The organism is Mycobacterium sp. NGS68 (assembly GCF_059812195.1).
In genome coordinates this window covers 16786-34636 of the sequence record NZ_JCALCE010000014.1, presented here as the reverse complement: position 1 = coordinate 34636, position 17851 = coordinate 16786, and the positions used below count along the sequence as shown (strand labels likewise).

Genomic DNA, 17851 nt, shown 5'->3' with positions numbered 1-17851 from the left:
AGCGAGCGGGGGTTAGCCGTCCTGACCGTCCTGCCCGTTTCCGCCGGTGGTGCCGGGTCCGCCGGGCAGGCCGGCCGGGATGCCGCCGGGGCCGGGGGTTCCGGCCGCGCCGCCGGTGCCGCCGCTTCCGCCGGTGCCGTTGCCGCCGCCGGTACCGCCCGTGCCGGCCGCTCCGCCGGCGGCGCCGTCGCCGCCGTCGCCGCCCTTGCCGCCGCTGGGGGCGTTGCCGCCGGTGCCCCCGGTGCCGCCCGCCAGGGTGTCGCCGTTGCCGCCGGTGCCGCCGCTCAGGCCGGTGCCGTTGCCACCATGGCCGCCGTCGCCGCCGCTGCCGCCGGTGCCGCCGTCGCCTGACGTCGTTCCGCCGGAGCCGCCGACGGCGCCGTTGCCACCCAGGCCGCCTTCGCCGCCGGTGCCGCTGTTGCCGCCGGTGCCGCCGTTGGGGTTGCCCGACGTGCCGGTCGCGCCGGTGCCGCCGGTCCCGGGTGTCCCGCCGTTGCCGCCGGTGCCGCCGGTCCCGCCGGTCCCGCCGTCGCCCGCGCCCTGCGCGTTGCCGCCGTACCCGGCGTTGCCGCCGTTGCCGCCCTGGCCGCCGTCGCCGCCCTGACCGCCATTGGGTGAGCCGGACACGTAGGACCCGTCGGCGCCGGTGCCGCCCGTGCCGCCGGTGCCGCCGGTGCCGCCGTTACCGCCGTCGCCGCCGTTGCCGGAGGTCGAGCCGCCCAGACCGCCGTTGCCGCCGTGGCCGCCGTTACCGCCGGGGTTGCCGACGCCACCCGGATCGCCGGGGTTGGTTCCGCCGCTGGTGCCCATCGTGCCGGCCAGGCCGTTGCCGCCGGACCCGCCGTTGCCGCCGTTGCCCTGCGATCCGCCGTTGCCGCCGTTGCCGCCGTTGCCGCCGTCGCTGAAGCTGTCGCCGGAGGTCGGGCTGTAGCCGTTGCCGCCGGTGCCGCCGTTACCGACCGTGCCGACCACCGGGTGGCCGGGCGTGCCGTCGGTGCCGGCCGGGTTGCCGGTGCCGCCGGTGCCCGCGGTGCCCGCGGTCCCCGGGTCGCCGCCGTTGCCACCGTTGCCGCCGTCGGGGTGGGCCGCGGTGCCGGGCGCACCGGCGCCGCCGTTGCCGGGGGTGCCGGCGTTGCCGCCGTCGCCGCCGTCGCCGCCGGCGCCGGTGCTGCCCACGGTGCCGCTGGTGACCGTGCCGCCGAGTCCGCCGTTGCCGCCGTCGCCGGCGTTGCCGCCATTGCCGCCGTTGCCGCCGTCCTGGCCGGTGCCGCCGTCCACGCCGTTGCCGCCGTTGCCGCCGTTGGCGCCTTGGCCGCCGGCCCCGCCGTTGCCGCCGTCACCGGAGATGGTGCCGCCCTTGCCGCCGGCACCGCCGTCGCCGCCGGACCCGCCGTTGGTCGCGTTGCCGCCGCTGGCGCCGGCCGCCGTCGGGCTGGTGCCGTCGGTGCCGGCCCGGCCGTTGCCGCCGGCGCCGCCGTCGCCACCGGCGCCGTAGGTGCCGCCGTTGCCGCCGGCGCCGCCGGACCCGCCGTCGCTGAACGAGTCGGCGCTCGTGGGGCTGTAGCCGTCGCCGCCCTTGCCGCCGCTGCCGGTGCCGCTGACGAAGGTGCCGTCGACCCCGTCATTGCCGGGTGTCGAGCCGCTGCTGCCGCCGGTGCCGCCGGTGCCGATGGCCGTGGTGCCGCCGTTGCCGCCGGCCCCGCCGTTGGGGTTGGCGGCGTTGCCGGCCGCGCCGTCGCCGCCGTGGCCCGCGGTTCCGGCGTTGCCGCCGTCGCCCGCGTCGCCGCCCGCGCCGTCGGTGCCCGCGGTGCCGCTGGTGACCGTGCCGCCCGCTCCGCCGTTGCCGCCGTTGCCGCCGTCGCCGCCCTTGCCGCCGTTGCCGCCGTCCTGGCCGGCGCCGTTGTTCACCCCGGCGCTGCCGTCGTCACCGTCCACGCCGTTGCCGCCGTTGCCGCCGTTGGCACCCTTGCCGCCGGCGCCGCCCTGGCCGCCGTCGCCGGAGATGGTGCCGCCCTTACCGCCGGCGCCGCCGTTGCCGCCGGACCCGCCGTCGGTGCCCGCGGTGCCGCTGGCGCCCGCGCCGGAGCCGTTGCCGCCGTCGGTGCCGGCCACGCCGTTGCCGCCCTTTCCGCCGTCGCCGCCGGTGCCGTAGGTGCCGCCGTTGCCGCCGGCCCCGCCGTTGCCGCCGCTGGCGCCCGGGGTGGTCGGGTTGTAGCCGTCGCCGCCGTCGCCGCCGCTGCCGGTGCCGCTGACGTAGGTGCCGTTGGAGCCGGCGGCGCCCGACGTCGAGCCGGTGCCGGGCGTCCCGGCGGTCCCGATGCCGGTGGTGCCGCCGTTGCCGCCCTTGCCGCCGTCGGGGTTGGTGAGGGTGCCGTTGGCGCCGTTGCCGCCGTGGCCCGCGGTCCCGGCGTTGCCGCCGCTGCCCGCGTCACCGCCCGCCCCGTCGATGCCGTCGGTGCCGCCGACGGCCGTGCCGTGGGTGCCGCCGTTGCCGCCGTTGCCACCGTTACCGCCGACGCCGCCGTTGCCGCCGTTCTGGCCGCCGCCGATGCCGGTGCCGTACTCGTTGACGTCGGTCACGCCGTCTCCGCCGGCGACGCCGTTGCCGCCGTTGGTACCGCTGCCGGCGTTGCCGCCCTTGCCGCCGTCGCCGCCGGTCATGCCGACGCCGCCGTTGCCGCCGTTGCCACCCTTGCCACCGTTGCCGCCGGCGCGGCCGTTGCCGCCGCTGTCGCCGGGGTTGACGCCGTCGGCGCCGGCCACGACGGCGGACTTGCCGTCTCCACCGGCCCCGCCGTTGCCGCCGTTGCCGATGTTGCCGCCGTTGCCGCCGTTGCCGCCGTTGCCGCCGCTGGTGCCCGCGCCGAGGGCGTTGTAGCCCGCGCCGCCCTGACCGCCGTTGCCGGCCGGGCCGACGACCGGGTCGCCGTCGTTGCCGCCGATGCCACCGGTGCCGACGGCGCCGGCCGCGCCGCCGGGTCCGAAGGCGCCGGCGTTGCCGCCGTTGCCGCCGTTGCCACCGTTGCGGAAGACAGACGTGCCCGCCGCGCCGGCGCCGCCGTTGCCCGGTGTTCCGGCGTTGCCGCCGTCGCCGCCGTTGCCGGAACTGCCTGTGCTGCCGCCGGACCCGTGCGCGGCCGTGCCGCCGAGGCCGCCGTTGCCGCCGTCGCCGCCCTTGCCGCCGTCGCCGCCGTTGCCGCCGTTCTGGCCGCCGCCGAGGCCAGTGCCCGGGGTGAGCTGCCCAGCCGTCCCGTACTTGCCGTTGGCGCCGCTGCCGCCGTTGCCGCCGTTGGCGCCGTTGCCCGCGTTGCCGCCGTCGCCGGCGTCGCCGGCCTGTGCGCCGCCGTTGCCGCCGGCCCCGCCGTCGCCGCCCTTGCCGCCGGCCACACCGTTGCCGCCGTTGGCGCCCGGGGTGGTGGCGTTGCTGCCGTTGCTGCCCTTCACGCCGTTGCCGCCGTCGCCGCCGTGGCCGCCGTCGCCGTAATCCCCGGCGTTGCCGCCGGCGCCGCCGTTGCCGCCGCTCTGGCCCGCGGTGGCCTGGCTGTAGGTCGGGCTGTAGCCGTCGCCGCCGTCGCCGCCGTTGCCGGTCATGGTGGTGGGCGTGTTGCCGTTGTGCCCGTCTGCCCCGGGCGAGGAGCCGGAGCCGCCGCCGGCGCCGTTGCCCACGACGGTGCCGGTGTGGCCGCCGTCGCCGCCGTTGCCGCCGTCGTGGTGGGTCGCGGTGCCGTCGGCGCCGTTGCCGCCGTGGCCGCCCGTGCCGGTGTCGCCGCCGTTGCCGCCGGCTCCGCCGACGCCCGCGGTGTTGTCACCGCCGACCGCTCCGGCGTTGCCGCCCGCCCCGGCGTTGCCGCCGTTGCCGCCGTTGCCGCCGTCGCCGCCGTCGAAGTGGGAGATGCCGCCGTCGGCGCCGTTGCCGCCGGCCCCGCCGTTGCCGCCGTTGCCGCCGACCCCGCCCGCGCCGCTGGCGCCCGCGAGCACGCCGCCCTTGCCGCCCTGGCCACCGATGCCGCCGTCGGCGCCGTCGCCGCCGCCGGTGCCATTCGCGCCGGGGGTGGACCCGTTGCTGCCGGTCGAGCCGTTGGCGCCGTTGCCGCCGGCGCCGCCGACACCGCCGATGCCGTAGTCGCCGGCGTTGCCGCCGAGGCCACCGTTGCCGCCGTTCTGGCCCGGGGTGGTGGGGCTGTAGCCCGCACCGCCCGCCCCGCCGTTGCCGACGGTGTCGTGCGGTGTGTCGCCCGGCGTGGGGACGTGGCCGGTGGCGGTGCCGCTGCCCGCGGTGCCCACCCCGCCGCCACCGCCCGGGTTGCCGCCGTCGCCACCGGTGCCGCCGTCGACGTGGCCGCTGGTGCCCGCCGCGCCGACGCCGCCGACGCCGCCGAACCCGCCGTCGCCGCCGTCGCCGGCGTTGCCGGAATTGCCGATGGAGCCGTGCGGGGCCGCCCCGGCGTCGCCGCCGGTGCCACCGATGCCGCCGGTGCCGCCGTTGCCGGCGTCTCCGCCGGTGCCGCTGTTGTAGGTGAAGTTGCCCGTCGCGCCGGTGCCGCCGGTGCCGCCCTGCCCGCCGGTGCCGCCCGCGCCGCCGCTGCCGCTGTTGCCGACGACCGTGCCGCCGTCGCCGCCCTTGCCGCCGTCGCCGCCCTGGCCGCCGACGCCGCCGTCGCCGCCCAGGCCGTTGTTGACGCTGATCACGCCGGTGCTGCCGTGCTGGCCGGTACCGCCGACGCCGCCGTTGCCGCCGTTGCCGCCGTTGCCGTACGCCCCGGCGTCGCCGCCGTCGCCGCCGCTGTAGCCCTGCAGGCCCGCACCGGGGACGCCGATGGCGTTGCCGCCGTCGCCGCCGTTGCCGGTCATGTCGGTCGGGGTGTCGCCATGTGAGCCGTTGACGCCGTTGCCGGCCGCGCCCGAGGCGCCCAGGCCGTAGTCGCCGCCGGCGCCGGGGTTGCCACCGTCGCCGCCGTTGCCGCCGCCGGTGAAGCCGTCGCCGCCCTTGCCGCCGTGGCCGCCGGTGCCGCCGTCGCCGCCGCTGCCGCCGTTGCCGCCGTAACCGTCGCCGACGCCCGCGGGGTTGGCCGCGCCGTCGCCGCCGGCCCCGCCGGTCGCGCCGTTACCGGCCGCGCCGCCGTCGCCGCCGTGGCCGGCGTAGGTGCCGCTCTTGCCGCCGTCGCCGCCGTCGCCGCCGTTTCCGCCCTTGTCGCCGTCGGCGCCGTCGTCGCCGGGGTTCTGGCCGTTCTGCCCGGCCCCGCCGGTCGCGCCGTTGCCGCCGTGTCCGCCCTTGCCGCCGTCGCCGTAGTCGCCGCCGTCGCCGCCCTTACCGCCGTTGCCGCCGTCGGTGCCCGGCACCGTGGCGTTGTAGCCGTCGCCGCCGTCGCCGCCGTTGCCGGCGGTGTTGGTGGGTGTGGTGCCCGCCGCGCCGTCCGCGCCCCTGGTCCCATGCGGCGAACCGGTGCCGCCGGCACCGCCCGTGCCCCCCGCCGCGCCGGTGCCCGGGTTGCCGCCATGGCCGCCGTCGCCGCCGTCGATGTGGTCGATGGTGCCGTCGGCCCCGTCGCCGCCGTTGCCTTCGGTGCCGCCGTTGCCGCCGTTGCCGGCGTTGCCGCCGTCACCGCCCGCGCCCGTGGTGCCGTGGGCCGCCGTCCCGCCGTTCCCACCCTTACCGCCGTTGCCGCCGACGGCCCCGTCGCCGCCGTCGCCGCCGTTGCCGCCGTCTTCGCCGTCGTGGGTGCCGTTGGCGCCGTCGAGGCCCTTTCCGCCGTTGCCGCCGTTGCCGCCGTCGCCGCCGTGCCCGCCGGCGCCACCGTCGCCGACGACCGAGCCGCCCTTACCGCCCGCGCCGCCGTCGCCGCCCAGGCCGCCGGCCTGGCCGTTGCCGCCGTTGTCGCCGGGGTTGGCGCCGTTGGCCCCGTTGTTGCCGTCCGCGCCGCTGCCGCCGTCGCCGCCGATGCCGCCGTTGCCGTGCGTGCCGCCATTGCCGCCGGCCCCGCCGTTGCCGCCGTTGGTACCAGGAATGGAGGCGCTGTAGCCCACGCCGCCGTTGCCGCCGTTGCCGGCAATGCCGGTGAAGCCCGCGCCGGTGGTGCCGTCGTCGCCGTCGGCGAAGCCGGTGCCGCCGGCACCGCCCGCACCGCCCGTGCCGGGGTTGCCGCCGTTGCCGCCGGCCCCGCCGTCGATGTGGCCGAGGATGCCGGCCGCGCCGTTGCCGCCGTCGCCGGGCGTGCCTGCGGCCCCGCCGTTGCCGGCGTTGCCGCCGTTGCCTGTGGCGCCCGCGGTGCCGTAGAGGCCCGCGCTGCCGCCGGCGCCGCCGTTGCCGCCGCCACCGCCGACTCCGCCGTTGCCGCCGTCGCCGCCGTCCTGGCCGCCGCCGAAGCCGTTGCCATAGTCGTTGCTGCCGGACACGCCGTTGTTGCCGGTGCGGCCGGTCCCGCCGGTGCCGCCGTTGCCGCCGGTCCCGCCGTCGCCGCCGGCCCCGCCGTCGCCGGAGGTCGAGCCGCCCGCGCCGCCGGCACCGCCGGTGCCGCCCTTGCCGCCGGCCTGGCCGGTCTGGCCGTCGTCGCCGGGGTTCAGGCCGTTGTCGCCGCGCGCGCCGTCCACACCGTTGCCGCCGTCGCCGCCGTGGCCGCCGTTGCCGACCGCGCCGCCGGCCCCGCCCGCGCCGCCGTCGCCGCCGTTGGCACCGGCAGCCGTCGAGGTGAACCCGACGCCGCCGTTTCCGCCGTTGCCGCCGCTGGTGACGACGGCGCCGTCGGCACCGTCGGTACCGTCGATCCGGCCGTTGCCGCCGCTGCCGCCGGCACCCGCGGTGCCCGGGTCGCCGCCCTTGCCGCCGGCGCCGCCGGTGGTGCTCGCTGCGGTGCCGGCCGCGCCGTTTCCGCCGTCGCCGGGCGTGCCCGCGTCCCCGCCTGCGCCGCCGTCGCCGCCGACCCCCTGCGTGCCGTTGCCGGCGCCCGCGTAGCCGGTCCCGGCCGCGCCGCCGGTGCCGCCGGTGCCGCCGGTGGCGCCGTTGCCGCCCCCGCCGCCGGCCTGGCCGCCGCCGGTGCCGTTGTCGTAGTCATCGCTGCCGGAGACGCCGTTGGCGCCGGTCACACCGGTGCCGCCGTCGCCGCCGTCGCCGCCCTTACCGCCGGCCCCGCCGTTGCCGGCGTGGCTGTTGGCGCCGTGGCCGGACCCGCCGGCCCCGCCGTTGCCGCCGTTGCCGCCGTTCTGGCCGTTGCCGCCGCTCGCGCCGGGCTGGACGCCGTCGGCGCCGTTGTCGCCGGCCATGCCGTCGCCGCCGATTCCGCCGTTGCCGCCGTTGCCGACAGAGCCGCCGTCGCCGCCGGCGCCGCCGTTTCCGCCGTTGGCGCCGGCGACCGTGGCGTTGTAGCCGTTGCCGCCGTTGCCGCCGTTACCGGCCGGGCCGGTGACAGGGGTGCCTGCGGAGCCGTTGCCGCCGGCGACGGTGCCCGTGCCGCCGGTGCCACCGGTGCCCGCCGTCCCGGCGTTGCCGCCGTGGCCGCCCTTGCCGCCGTCGGGGTTGCTGAGCGTGCCGTCCGCGCCGTTGCCGCCGTCGCCGGGGGTTCCGGCCGCGCCGCCGTTGCTGGCGTTGCCGCCGTTGCCGGTGGCCGCCGTGCCGCTGCCGCTGCCGTTGGCGCCGCCGGCGCCGCCGTTGCCGCCGTTTCCACCCTTGCCGCCGTCGCCGCCGTCGCCGCCGTCGTATCCGGCGGTGTGGGGTGTGGCGCCAGCCGTGGTGCCGTCGTGGCCGAGCGCGCCCGCGCCGCCGGCACCCGCGGCGCCCGCGTCGCCGCCGTTGCCGCCGACGCCGCCGAGACCCGCGGTGCCCGCCGTGCCGCCGCTGCCGGCGCCGCCCGCGGCGCCGCCCTTACCGCCGACGCCGCCGTCGCCGCCCTTGCCCGCGTTGCCGCCGTTCTGGCCGTCTTCGCCGTCGCCGGAGGTGACCTGCCCGTTGCTGCCCTTGACGCCGGAACCGCCGTCGCCGCCGTCGCCGCCCGTGCCGCCGGCGCCGCCGTTGCCGCCGTGGGTGCCGGCTCCGCCGCTCAGGCCGCCCGCGCCGCCGGCGCCGCCGGTGCCGCCGGTCTTGCCGTCGGTGCCGCTGTCGCCGGGGTTGACGCCGCTGTCGCCGTCGGCGCCGATGAAGCCGTTGCCGCCGTCGCCACCCTTGCCGCCGTTGGTGCCGGTGCCGGCCGCGCCGGACAGTGCGGTGCCGCCGCCGCCGTTGGTGCCGCCCGCGCCGACGGTGCCGGCGGTGCCGCCGTTGCCGCCCTTGCCGCCGGCGCCACCGTTGAGGTTTGTTGCGTTGCCGTCGGCGCCGCGGCCGCCGTCGCCGGCCAGGCCGCCGCTGCCGGCGTTGCCGCCGACGCCGCCGGCGCCGTTGCTGCCGTTGACGGTCCCGGTGCCACGTGTGCCGCCGTTGCCACCCTTGCCGCCGTTGCCGCCTGCCCCGCCGTCGCCGCCGTCGGTGCCGGCCCCGAGGTTGACGCCGTTGGTGCCGGTGGTGCCGGCCAGGCCGTTGCCGCCGTTGCCGGCGTTGCCGCCCTTGCCGCCGGCGCTGGCGTTGCCGCCGTTGCCGGTCGCGCCCGTGCCGCTGCCGCTGCCGTTGGCGCCGCCGGCGCCGCCGTTGCCGCCGTTGGCGCCGTTGCCGCCGCCCCCGCCGTTGCCGCCGGCGTACCCGGCGATGTGCGCCGCGGTCCCGTCGTGGCCGACCGCGCCCGCGCCGCCGGCGCCCGCGCTGCCCGCGTTGCCGCCGGCCCCGCCGACGCCGCCGAGGCCCGCGGTGCCCGCCGTGCCGCCGCTGCCGGCGCCGCCCGCGGCGCCGCCCTTGCCGCCCCCGCCGCCGTCGCCGCCCCTGCCGGCGTTGCCGCCGACCGTGCCGTCGCCGCCGACGCCGCTGCCGGCCACGCCCGCCGTGCCGTCGATGCCGCTGCCGCCGGTGCCGCCCGCGCCGCCCTTGCCGCCCGCGCCGCCCGCGCCGCCGGTGGTGCCGACGCCGCCGCTGGTGCCGCCTGCGCCACCGGCCCCACCCACGCCGCCGGTCTTGCCGTCGGTGCCGTTGGGGTTCGCGGCGTTGACGCCGTCGCTGCCGTTGGCGCCGACGTAGCCGTTGCCGCCGTCGCCACCCTTGCCGCCGTTGGTGCCGGTGCCGTTGCCACCGGCGGTCGCGGTGCCGCCGCCGCCGTTGGTGCCGCCGGCCCCGCCGAGACCCCTGGCCCCGCCGTTGCCGCCCTTGCCGCCGGCGCCGCCGTCGAGGTTTGTCGCGTTGCCGTCGGCGCCGCGGCCGCCGTCGCCGGCCGCGCCCGCGCTGCCGCCCTGGCCGCCGACGCCGCCGGCGGCGTTGCTGCCGTTGACGGTTCCGGTGCCGCCGGTGCCGCCGTTGCCGCCCTTGCCGCCGGTGCCGCCGGACCCGCCGTCGCCGCCGGCCGTGCCGGCCCCGAGGTTGACGCCGTTGGTGCCGGCGGTGCCGGTGAGGCCGACGCCGCCGTTGCCGGCCGCGCCGCCCTTGCCGCCGGCGCTGGCGTTGCCGCCGTTTCCGGTCGCGCCCGTGCCGCTGCCGCTGCCGTTGGCGCCGCCGATGCCGCCGTTGCCGCCGTTGGCGCCGTTGCCGCCGGCCCCGCCGTTGCCGCCGTTGTACCCGGCGATGTGGGACGCGGTGCCGTTGGCCCCGGTCGCGCCGGCGCCGCCGACACCCGCGATCCCCGCTGCCCCGCCGTTGCCGCCGGCCCCGCCGGCGCCCGCGGTGCCCGCCGTGCCGCCGCTGCCGGCGCCGCCCGCGGCGCCGCCCTTGCCGCCCCCGCCGCCGTCGCCGCCCTTGCCGGCGTTGCCGCCGACCGTGCCGTCGCCGCCGACACCGCTGCCGGCCACCCCCGTCGTGCCGTCGACGCCGCTGCCGCCGGTGCCGCCGTCGCCGCCCTTGCCGCCGGCCCCGCCGTCGCCACCGTGGGTGCCCGCGCCGCCGCTGGTGCCACCGGCGCCGCCCGCGCCGCCGGTGCCACCGGTCTTGCCGTCGGTGCCGTTGGGGGCCGTGCCGTTGGTGGCGCTGTCGCCGTTGGCGCCGATGTAGCCGTTGCCGCCGTCGCCACCCTTGCCGCCGTTGGTGCCGGTGCCGGCCGCGCCGGACAGCGCGTTGCCGCCGCCGCCGTTGGTGCCGCCCGCGCCGACGGTGCCGGCGGTGCCGCCGTTGCCGCCCTTGCCGCCCGCGCCGCCGTTGACGTTCGTCGCGTTGCCGTCGGCACCGCGGCCGCCGTCGCCGGCCAGGCCGCCGCTACCGGCGTTGCCGCCGACGCCGCCGGCGCCGTTGCTGCCGTTGACGGTCCCGGTGCCCCGCGTGCCGCCGTTGCCGCCCGCGCCGCCGTTGCCGCCTGCCCCGCCGTCGCCGCCGTCCGTGCCGGCCCCGAGGTTGACGCCGTTGGTGCCGGCGGTGCCGGCCAGGCCGTTGCCGCCGTTGCCGGCGTTGCCGCCCTTGCCGCCGGCGCTGGCGTTGCCGCCGTTTCCGGTCGCCGCCTGGTTGGCGCCGTTGCCGTCGAAGCCACCGACGCCGCCGTTGCCGCCGTTGCCGCCCTTGCCGCCGGCCCCGCCGTCACCGCCGGCGTAGCCGGCGATGTGTGCCGTCGTCCCGCTGGCCCCGGTCGCGCCCGCGCCGCCGACGCCTGCGCTGCCCGCAGACCCGCCGTTGCCGCCGGCTCCGCCCGCGCCGACGGCGCCCGCCGTGCCGCCGGTGCCGGCGCCGCCCGCGCCGACGGCGCCCGCCGTGCCGCCGGTGCCGGCGCCGCCCGCGGCGCCGCCCTTGCCGCCGGCCCCGCCGCTGCCGCCGCTGCCGGCGTTGCCGCCGGCGGTCCCGCTACCGCCGATACCGCTGCCGGCCACCCCGGCCGTGCCGTCGATGCCGCTGCCACCCGTGCCGCCGTCGCCGCCGTGGCCGCCCGCCCCGCCCACGCCGCCGGTGGTGCCGACGCCGCCGCTGGTGCCGCCGGCGCCGCCCGCGCCGCCGGTGCCACCGGTCTTGCCGTCGGTGCCGTTGGGGTTGGTGGCGTTGACGCCGTCGCTGCCGTTGGCGCCGACGAAGCCGTTGCCGCCGTCGCCACCCTTGCCGCCGTTGGTGCCGGTACCGGCCGCGCCGGACAGCGCGTTCCCACCGCCGCCGTTGGTGCCGCCCGCGCCGACGGTGCCGGCGGTGCCGCCGTTGCCGCCCTTGCCGCCCGCGCCGCCGTTGACGTTCGTCGCGTTGCCGTCGGCACCGCGCCCGCCGTCGCCGGCCAGGCCGCCGCTACCGGCGTTGCCGCCGACGCCGCCGGCGCCGTTGCTGCCGTTGACGGTCCCGGTGCCCCGCGTGCCGCCGTTGCCGCCCGCGCCGCCGTTGCCGCCTGCCCCGCCGTCGCCGCCGTCCGTCCCGGCCCCCAGGTTGACGCCGTTGGTGCCGGCGGTGCCGGCCAGGCCGTTGCCGCCGTTGCCGGCGTTGCCGCCCTTGCCGCCGGCGCTGGCGTTGCCGCCGTTGCCGGTCGCCGCCTGGTTGGCGCCGTTGCCGTCGAAGCCACCGACGCCGCCGTTGCCGCCGTTGCCGCCCTTGCCGCCGGCCCCGCCGTCACCGCCGGCGTACCCGGCGATGTGGGCCGCGGTCCCGTCGTGTCCGGTCGCGCCGGCCCCGCCGACGCCCGCGATCCCCGCGGACCCGCCGTTGCCGCCGGCCCCGCCGGCGCCCACCGCGCCGCTGGTCCCGTTGGCTCCGCCGGAGCCGGCCGCGCCGCCCTTGCCGCCGACACCGCCGTCGCCGCCGCTGCCGGCGTTGCCGCCGGCCGTCCCGCTGCCACCGATGCCGGATCCGGCCACCCCGGTGGAACCGTCGAAGCCGTTGCCGCCCTTGCCGCCGTCGCCGCCCTTGCCGCCGGCCCCGCCGTCGCCGCCGTGAGTGCCCGCGGTGCCGCTGCCGGCGCCGCCGGCGCCGCCCGCCCCGCCCGCGCCGCCGGTCTTGCCGTCGGCGCCGTTGGGGGCGGTGCTATTGGTGGCGCTGTCACCGTTGGCGCCGACGTAGCCGTTGCCGCCGGCCCCACCCTTACCGCCGTTGGCGCCGGTGCCGTCACCGCCGGACAGGGCGGTGCCGCCGCCGCCGTTGGCCCCCCCGTCGCCGCCGGCGCCGACGGCACCCGCGTCGCCGCCCTTGCCGCCCGCGCCGCCGTCTCCGTTGTTGATGCCGGTGACACCGGCCGCGCCCTTGCCGCCGTCGCCGGCCGCGCCCGCGTTGCCGCCCTTGCCGCCGACGCCGCCGGCCGCGTCGCCACCCGGAGTGGTTCCGGTGCCGCCCGTGCCGCCGTCGCCGCCCTTGCCGCCGGCTCCGCCGTTACCGCCGTCGCCGCCGTCCGTCCCGACGCCGAGGTCGACGCCGGCCGTGCCCGTCGCGCCCTTGACGCCCGCGCCACCGGCGCCGCCGGCGCCGCCCTTGCCGCCGGCGCTGGCGTTGCCGCCGTTGCCGGTGGCCGCCTGGTTGAGGCCGTTGCCGTCGGTCCCGCCGACGCCGCCATTGCCGCCGTTGCCGCCCTTGCCGCCGGCCCCGCCCGCGCCGCCGTCGTATCCGGCGTTGTCGTTGATGCCGGCCGTGCCGTTGGCGCCCGACGCGCCCGCACCGCCGGCGCCCGCTCCGCCCGCGTTGCCGCCGTTGCCGCCGGCCCCGCCGGCGCCGACGGTGCCCGTGGTGCCGTTCGCGCCGCCGGATCCGCCGGCCCCGCCCTTGCCGCCGGTGCCGCCGGCGCCGCCGTTGCCCGCGTTGCCGCCGTCCTGACCGTCGCCGCCCACGCCGTTGCCGAATTGCCCAGCGCCGCCGTTGATTCCGGTGCCGCCGTTGCCGCCGTTGCCGCCTGTGCCACCGGCGCCTCCGGCGCCTCCGTGCGTGCCAGTGGTGCCACTGCCCGCGCCGCCGGCCCCGCCGTCGCCGCCCTTGCCGCCGGTCTTGCCGTCGGTGCCGCTGTCGCCGGCGTTCACGCCGTTGTCGCCGTTGGCGCCGGTGTAACCGTTGCCGCCGTCGCCGCCCTTGCCGCCGTTGGTGCCGGTGCCGCTGCCGCCGGATAGCGCCGAGCCGCCGCCGCCGTTGGCCCCGCCGTCGCCGCCGGCGCCGGCGGCGCCCGCGTCGCCGCCCTTGCCGCCCTGGCCGCCGTCCACGTAGGTGCCGGTACCGGCGGCTCCCCGGCCGCCGTCGCCCGCTGCTCCGGCGTCGCCGCCCCTGCCGCCGACGCCGCCCAGCCCGTCGCTGCCGGCGTGCGTCCCGGTCCCGCCGGTGCCGCCGTCGCCGCCCTTGCCGCCGACGCCGCCGTCGCCGCCGTCGCCGCCGGCCGTGCCGATGCCGGCGTTGACGCCCGCCGTCCCGGCCGTGCCGGCCAGGCCCGCGCCGCCGGCGCCGGCCGCGCCGCCCTTGCCGCCGCCGCTCGCGTTGCCGCCGTCGCCGGTCGCCGCCTGGTTGGCGCCGTTGCCGTCGAACCCGCCGGCGCCGCCGTTGCCGCCGTCGCCGCCCTTGCCGCCCTTGCCGCCGTCCCCGCCGTCGTAGCCGTCGACGTGGGACGAGGTGCCGTCGTGGCCGACCGCGCCCGCGCCACCGGCCGCCGCGCTGCCCGCGTTGCCGCCGTCGCCGCCGGCGCCCCCGGCGCCCACGGCGCCCGTCGTGCCCAGGGCTCCGCCGGAGCCGCCCGCGCCGCCCTTGCCGCCCGCGCCGCCGTCGCCGCCGCTGCCGGCGTTGCCGCCGGCCGTGCCGTTGCCGCCGATGCCGTTGCCGGCCTGTCCGATGACGCCGTCGATACCGCTGCCGCCGTCGCCGCCGGCGCCGCCCGCGCCGCCGACGCCCCCGGCGCCGCCGGTGGTTCCGAGGGTGCCGCTGCTCGCGCCGCCGCCGCCGCCCGCGCCGCCCACGCCGCCGGTCTTGCCGTCGGTGCCGTCGGGATTGGCGGCGTTGACGCCGTCGTCGCCGGCGGCGCCCGTGGCGCCGTTGCCGCCGTCGCCACCCCGGCCGCCGTTGGCGCCGGTGCCATCCCCGCCGGACAGGGCCGTGCCGCCGCCGCCGTTGGCCCCGCCCGCGCCGCCGGTCCCGACAGCGCCCGCGTTACCGCCCTTGCCGCCGCCGCCGCCGTCGACGTAGGCGTCTGTGCCGTTGGCACCGCGGCCGCCGTCGCCCGCGGTACCGGCGTCGCCGCCCTTGCCGCCGACGCCGCCCAGCCCGTCGGTGCCGGCGTGCGTCCCGGTCCCGCCGGTGCCGCCGTCGCCGCCCTTGCCGCCGACGCCGCCGTTGCCGCCGTCGCCGCCCGCCGTGCCGGCGCCGAGGTTGACGCCCGCGGTCCCGGCCACACCGGCCAGGCCCGCGCCGCCGGACCCGGCCGCGCCGCCCTTGCCGCCGTCGCTGGCGTCGCCGCCGTCGCCGGTCGCCGCCTGGTTGGCGCCGTTGCCGTCGAGCCCGCCGGCACCGCCGTTGCCGCCGTTGGCGCCCTTGCCGCCCTGGCCGCCGTTGCCGCCGTCGTAGCCGGCGATGTGCGCCGTAGTCCCGTCGTGGCCGTTCGCGCCGGTCCCGCCGGCGCCCGCGCTGCCCGCCGCGCCGCCGTCGCCGCCGTCGCCGCCGGCGCCCGCCGCGCCCTGCGTGCCGTCGGCCCCGCCCGAGCCGCCTGCCCCGCCCTTACCGCCCGCTCCGCCGTCGCCGCCGGCCCCGGCGTCGCCGCCTTTCAGGCCGTTGCCGCCCGCGCCCGCGGTGGCGTCGCCCTTGGCGCCGTCGACGCCCGAGCCGCCGGCCCCACCGGCGCCGCCCAGGCCACCGGCCCCACCGGCGCCGCCGACGGTGCCCAGCGTGCCGCTGCTCGCGCCGCCCGCGCCGCCGTCGCCGCCCTTGCCGCCGTCCGTGCCGTCGGTGCCGCTGTCGCCGGCGCTGACGCCGTTGTCGCCCTTGGTGCCGGCGACACCCGCGCCGCCGTCGCCACCCCGGCCGCCGTTGGCGCCCGTGCCATCGAGGCCGGAGAGCGCCGTGCCGCCGCCGCCGTTCGTCCCGCCCGCACCACCGGTGCCCACGGCCCCGGCGTCGCCGCCCTTGCCGCCCGCGCCGCCGTCGCCGTTGTTGACTCCGGTCTCGCCCTTCGCGCCGCTACCGCCGTCGCCCGCCGCGCCCGCGTCGCCGCCCTTGCCGCCGACGCCGCCCAGCCCATCGCTGCCGGCGTGCGTCCCGGTCCCGCCGGTGCCGCCGTCGCCGCCCTTGCCGCCGGTGCCGCCCTTGCCGCCGTCGCCGCCGTCCTGTCCGGCGCCGAGGTTGACGCCCGACGTCCCGGCCGCGCCGGCCAGACCGGAGCCGCCGGCCCCGGCCGCCCCGCCCTTGCCGCCGTCGCTGGCGTCGCCGCCGTTGCCGTTGGCCGCGGTGCCGACGCCGTTGCCGTTGGCCCCGCCGGCGCCGCCGTTGCCGCCGTCGGCGCCCTTGCCGCCGGCCCCGCCGTCGCCGCCGCCGTAGCCGTCGATGTGCGCCGCGGTCCCGTCGTGGCCGTTCGCGCCGACGCCGCCGGCGCCCGCCGTGCCCGCCGCGCCGCCGTCGCCGCCGACCCCGCCCGCGCCCGCGGTGCCCGCGGTGCCGCTGGCCCCGCCCGAGCCCGCCGCGCCGCCCTTGCCGCCGCCGCCGCCGTCGCCGCCGCTGCCGGCGTCGCCGCCGGTGTGTCCGCTTCCGCCCGCGCCCGTGGTCGCGAGCCCGTTGGCGCCGTCGACGCCCGAACCGCCGACGCCGCCGTCGCCGCCGCGGCCACCGGCTCCGCCGGATCCTCCGTGGGTCCCGACGCTGCCGCCGGCCGCCCCGCCGGCCCCGCCGTCACCGCCCGTGCCGCCGAGCTGGCCGTCGGTGCCGCTGGCGCCGGCGCTGACGCCGTCGTCGCCGGCCAGGCCGGTCGCGCCGTTGCCGCCGAGCCCGCCGTTGCCGCCGTTGCCCTGGTTGCCGCCCGCGCCGCCGCTGCCGCCGTTGCCGCCGTTGGCGCCCGCCGTGGTGGGGCTGTAGCCGTTGCCGCCGTTACCGCCGTTGCCGCCGACACCCGGGGGCGCGGTCCCGTTGGCGCCGTGGTCGCCGATGGTGGAGCCGACGCCGCCGGCGCCGCCGATGCCGCCGCCGGCGCTGTTGCCGCCCTTGCCTCCGTTGCCGCCGTTGGGGCTGCTTGCGTCGCCGTTTGCGCCGTCGCCGCCGTTGCCGCCATAGCCGCCGGTGCCGCCGTCGCCGCCGTCGCCGCCGGCGCCGAGGATGCCGCTGCGGCCGAGGAAACCGCCCTGCCCGCCCGCCCCGCCGTTGCCGCCGGTGCCACCGTGGCCGCCGCCGGTGCCGTCGGTGCCGTCGCCGCCGTCGCCGCTGGGGAAGGTCCCGTTTGCGCCGTCGACGCCGTTCACGCCGTTGCCGCCGCGGCCGCCCAGGCCGCCGTTGCCGCCGTTGCCGCCGTCGCTGAACAGCAGGCCGCCGCGGCCGCCCTTGCCGCCGTTGCCGCCGTTGCCGCCGTCGCTGTCGGCCCCCGCGACGTTGCTGATGCCGTCCCCGCCGTTGCCGCCGTTGCCGCCGACACCGCCGCTGCCGAGGAGCCAGCCGCCGCGGCCGCCGTCGCCGCCCGTGCCGCCGTCGATGCCCGCGCCGGAGTTGCCGCCGACGCCGCCGGCCCCGCCGGTACCGAACACCAGGCCGGCTTCGCCGCCCGCCCCGCCCTTACCGCCGGTGAGCGCGGCGCTGCCGCCCGCGCCGCCGGCCCCGCCCGGCCCGAACAGTCCGCCGCTGCCGCCGGTTCCGCCGGCGCCGCCGGCCCCGGTGAGGCCGATCCCGCCGACGCCGCCCGCGCCGCCACCGCCGGCGGACAGCCAGCCGCCCCGGCCGCCGTCGCCGCCGGTGCCGCCGGTACCCGCGGATCCGCCGTCGCCGCCGGTGCCGCCGCCGCCGACGAGCAGGCCGCCCTCGCCGCCGTGTCCGCCGTGACCGCCCAGCGTCGGGCCGACACCGCCGATGCCCCCGGCGCCGCCCGCGCCGCCGGTGCCGAGCAGCCAGGCCCGTCCGCCGTCGCCGCCGATGCCGCCGGTGCCGGTGGCGGTGGTGTTGGCGCCGCCGGCGCCGCCGACGCCGCCGTTGCCCGACAGCCATCCGCCGTCGCCGCCGGACCCGCCGGCGCCACCGCTCGCGCCGCCGCCGCCGGCCCCGCCGGCGCCACCCGCGCCGAGCAGCCAGGCGCGGCCGCCGCTACCGCCGATGCCCCCGGCCCCGGTGCCGAGGGTGTCCAGGCCGCCGGCCCCGCCGGAGCCGCCGCTGCCCCACAGCAAGCCGCCGTTGCCGCCGGCCCCGCCGTTGCCGCCGTTGCCGCCGTTGACGATCGACGTCGCGCCGCCCGCCCCGCCGGAACCGCCCTCACCGATCAGCCCGGCCGAACCCCCGGCGCCGCCGGCCTGACCGGCCGCTCCGGATCCGCCGTTGCCGCCGTTGCCCAATATCCAGCCGCCGGCGCCGCCGGCCTTCCCGCTGTTCGCCGCGCCGTCGGCGCCGTCGCCGAATAGCGGCCGCCCGGTCAGCAGCTTCCACGGCGAGAAGATCCCGAGGTCCGCCAGGCCCTGCAGCGGCGCCGCGCTGGCGGCCTCGGTGGCGGCGTATTGGCTGCCACTCGCCGTCAGGGTCCGCAGGAACTGGTTGTGGAACACCGACGCCTGCGCGGTCAGGGCCTGAAAGTCCTGGCCGTGCGTGCCGAACAGCTCCGCTATGGCGATGGACACCTCGTCGGACGCCGCCGCCAGCAGGTTGGTGGTCGGGACGGCGGCGGCCGAATTGGCCTGCTCCAGCGCCGCACCGAGCTTGTCCAACTGCAGCGCCGCGGCCGAGAAGGCGTCCGGGGTCGCGATCACGTAAGACATC

At 81.5% G+C, this 17851-nt stretch carries 1 protein-coding gene; it reads right to left on the bottom strand.

The window, feature by feature from the left end; translation table 11 throughout:
- Window positions 1-12: 12 nt before the first annotated feature.
- Window positions 13-17850, bottom strand: coding sequence for a PE family protein (locus AC5Y5V_RS16870; protein ID WP_499937437.1), 17838 nt, complete (start codon window positions 17848-17850; stop codon window positions 13-15).
- Between the last annotated feature and the right edge of the window lies 1 nt (window position 17851).

What these genes read in the sequence shown, in the direction of transcription:
- AC5Y5V_RS16870 (WP_499937437.1), bottom strand. Translation starts at nt 17,850, where the DNA reads ATGTCTTACGTGATCGCGACCCCGGACGCCTTCTCGGCCGCGGCGCTG.